The 3,430-nt window shown below is 63.7% G+C and carries 4 protein-coding genes and 1 pseudogene; all 5 read left to right on the forward strand.

Annotated elements, in window-relative coordinates:
• Positions 1-824: SRPBCC family protein (locus I5W_RS20335; RefSeq protein ID WP_044530596.1), on the forward strand; the 824-nt coding region annotated here is incomplete at its 5' end.
• Complete coding sequence (gene benB, locus I5W_RS20340; RefSeq protein ID WP_017453178.1) at positions 821-1,315, forward strand: benzoate 1,2-dioxygenase small subunit; 495 nt, start codon at positions 821-823, stop codon at positions 1,313-1,315. The genes I5W_RS20335 and benB, both read left to right, overlap by 4 nt.
• Before the next feature lie 20 nt (positions 1,316-1,335).
• Entirely contained in the window at positions 1,336-2,361 is a 1,026-nt protein-coding gene (benC, locus tag I5W_RS20345) for a benzoate 1,2-dioxygenase electron transfer component BenC (protein WP_044530597.1), read from the forward strand.
• Complete coding sequence (gene benD / locus I5W_RS20350) at positions 2,358-3,146, forward strand: benzoate diol dehydrogenase BenD (protein ID WP_044530598.1); 789 nt, start codon at positions 2,358-2,360, stop codon at positions 3,144-3,146. Before benC ends, benD begins: the two co-directional genes overlap by 4 nt.
• A gap of 65 nt (positions 3,147-3,211) precedes the next feature.
• Positions 3,212-3,421, forward strand: a pseudogene (locus tag I5W_RS20355) (Rid family hydrolase); the annotation flags it as partial.
• Positions 3,422-3,430: the final 9 nt, after the last annotated feature.

Here is a 3,430-nt window from a genome sequence, read left to right on the forward strand (position 1 = left end):
CGCGTGACATCGACCAGATCGTCGACCAGGCCCCCAATGGCTTGGAAGTCTTGCGCGGCAACTCCAGCTACCTCTATGACGGCAACTGGAAGATGCAGATGGAAAACGGCTGCGACGGCTATCACGTCAGCAGCGTGCACTGGAACTATGCCGCCACCATGGGCCGCCGCAAGGAAGGCGGCACCAAGGCCACCGATGCCAACAACTGGAGCAAGGCAGTGGCCGGCGTGTATGGCTTCGAGAATGGCCACATCCTGTTGTGGACCAATACCCTGAATCCCGAAGTGCGCCCGATCTGGAACCAGCGCGAAGAACTGGCGGCCCGCGTGGGCCAGGCCCGCGCCGACACCATCGTGGCCCAGACCCGCAATCTGTGCCTGTATCCCAACGTGTTCCTGATGGACCAGTTCGGTACCCAGATCCGCGTGGCACGCCCGATCAGCGTGGACCAGACCGAGATCAGCATCTTCTGCTTCGGCCCCAAGGGCGAGAGCGATGAAGACCGCCGCGTGCGTATTCGTCAGTATGAAGATTTCTTCAACGTCTCCGGCATGGGTACCGCCGATGACCTCGAAGAGTTCCGCGCCTGCCAGGCGGGTTATGCCGGTTCGGCCGTGCGCTGGAACGACATGAGTCGCGGGGCGCCGCTGTGGAAGCAAGGACCGGATGAGAATGCGAAGAAAATGGGCATGAATCCCATACTCAGTGGCGAGCGCAGCGAAGACGAAGGCCTGTTTGTCTGCCAGCACCACTACTGGACCGAGCAGATGCGCCAGGCCGTCAAGAAGGAACGCGCCGCCGCTGGGCAAGGAGCACAGCAATGAGCCAGCCCGTCGAACTGAGCGCCGTGTGCGCCTTCCTCTATCGCGAGGCCCGTTATCTGGATGAACGCCAGTGGGAACCCTGGCTGGAAATGTATGCACCCGACGTCGAATACTGGATGCCGGCCTGGGACGACGATGACCAGCTCACCGAAGACCCGCAGCGCGAAATCTCGCTGATGTACTACGCCAATCGCGATGGCCTGGAAGACCGCGTGTTCCGCATCAAGACCGAGCGCTCCAGCGCCTCCATGCCGGAGCCGCGGACCAGCCACATGATCGCCAACGTGGAAATCCTGGAAGAGCATGACGATGTGGTCGAGGTGCGCTACAACTTCCAGACCCTGTCGCATCGCTACAAGATCACTGACCAGTTCTTCGGCACGATGCTGGTGAGCTTGCGCAAGGTCGAGGGTGGCTTCTTGATCGCCCGCAAGAAGATCGTCCTCAAGAACGACTATATCCGCCAAGTCATCGACGTCTATCACGTCTGACCGGCAGCAGGAGACACAAGATGAGCAGCTATCGCATCGCCCTCAACTTCGAGGATGGGGTCACCCGCATCATCAATTGCGGGGCCAAGGAAAAAGTACTGGACGCGGCCTTTCGCCAGCGTATCAACCTGCCCATGGATTGTTCCGATGGCGTGTGCGGCACCTGCAAGTGCCGTGCCGAGAGTGGCCAGTACGATCTGGGCGACGACTACATCGACGAGGCGTTGAACAGCGAGGAAGCCGATGCCGGCATGGTGCTGACCTGCCAGATGGTGCCGCAGTCGGATTGCGTCATTGCCGTGCCGATTGCTTCCACTGCCTGCAAGACCGGCAGCGCCAAGTTCAGTGGCAAGGTGGCCGCCGTCACCGCCTTTGGCGAGGCGGCCTTCGAGCTGGTGCTGGAGGTGGGGGCCGATGCGCCGGCCTTCCTGCCGGGCCAATACGTCAACATCGGCGTACCCGGCAGCGGCCAGCAGCGTGCCTATTCCTTCAGCTCGCCCTCGGGGGCGGCGCGCATGAGCTTTCTCATCAAGAACGTGCCGGGCGGCCTGATGAGCGCTTGGTTGGCGGGCGCCAGTGTCGGTACGGCGCTGGAGTTGACCGGCCCCCTGGGCAGCTTCTACCTGCGCCCGGTCACCCGGCCGCTGCTGATGCTGGCCGGTGGTACCGGTCTGGCCCCGTTCCTGTCGATGCTGGAAGAATTGCTGCGCCAGGGGGTGAGCCAGCCGGTGCATATGATCTATGGCGTCACCCGCGACCAGGACCTGGTCCTGGTGGAGCGCCTGGAAGCGCTGGCGCAACGCCTGCCGGGCTTCAGTTTCACCACCTGCGTGGCCGACCCCGCCACCACCCATCCGCGTCAGGGTTACGTGACCCAGCACATGCCGGCCGAGGTGCTGCATGATGGCGCGGTGGATGTCTACCTGTGCGGCCCGCCGCCGATGGTGGAGGCGGTGCAGAAGCACTTCCAGTCCCAGGGCATCACCCCGGCCAGCTTCCATTACGAGAAGTTCGTCACCAGTCAGCCGGTGGCGGTGGCAGCATGAGCGGCGCCGCCGTGCGCGCCCGCTTTGCCGGCAAGGTGGCCGTGGTCACCGGTGCTGCCCAGGGCATCCTGCGCGGCGTGGCGTTGGGCATCGCGGCCGAAGGTGGCCAGGTGCTGCTGGTGGACCGTGCCGATTTCATCGATGAAGTCGCGGCCCAAGCCGAGGCTGGACGGGGCAGCGGCTTTGTCGCCGACCTGGAAACCTATGCCGGTGCGCAGGCGGCCATGGCGCAGGCCATCGCGCGCTATGGCCGCATCGATATCCTCATCAATGGCGTGGGCGGGGCCATCCGTATGCGGCCCTATGACCAGTTCGAGCCGGCCCAGATCGATGCCGAGATCCGCCGCTCGCTCATGCCCACGCTCTATGGCTGTCATGCCGTGCTGCCGTATCTGCTGCGCCAGGGGAGCGGCACCATCGTCAACGTCTCCTCCAATGCCACGCGCGGTATTCGCCGCGTGCCGTATTCGGCGGCCAAGGGCGGGGTCAATGCCATGACCACGGCGCTGGCCATGGAGTATGGCGAGCAAGGCATCCGCGTGGTGGCCACTGCCCCGGGTGGCACCCAGGCCCCGCCGCGCCGGGTGCCGCGCAATGCCGACGGCGACAGTGCCCAGGAACAGGCGTGGATGCAGCAAGCCGTGCAGCAGGTCACCAGCTCCACCTTCTTCAAACGCTATGCCACGCTGGAAGAGCAGATCGCGCCCATCCTCTTCCTCGCCTCCGATGAGGCCAGCTATATCACCGGTACGGTATTGCCGGTGGCGGCGGGTGATAACGGCTGATTTCATCAAGGCGTCATCAGAGCTCATACCTCTTACGTCTTCTGCATCTCTTATAAGGAACCCCCATGTCCGAGCGCCAGGCCATCATTCCCAAGGGAATGGAAGACGTCTACGACAAGATCGGTTATGCCCCCGGCGTGCTGGTGGGCGAGGTGCTGTATGTATCGGGCCAGATCGGCCGCGGCCCCGACATGCAACTGGTGGAGCCGCGCGAAGCCCAGATCGTGCAAGCCTTCGAGAACGTCAAGCAGGTGCTGGAGACCGCGGCGGCAAGCTGAAGACAT

The organism is Herbaspirillum sp. B65 (assembly GCF_000333555.1).
GTDB lineage: Bacteria > Pseudomonadota > Gammaproteobacteria > Burkholderiales > Burkholderiaceae_D > Herbaspirillum > Herbaspirillum rubrisubalbicans.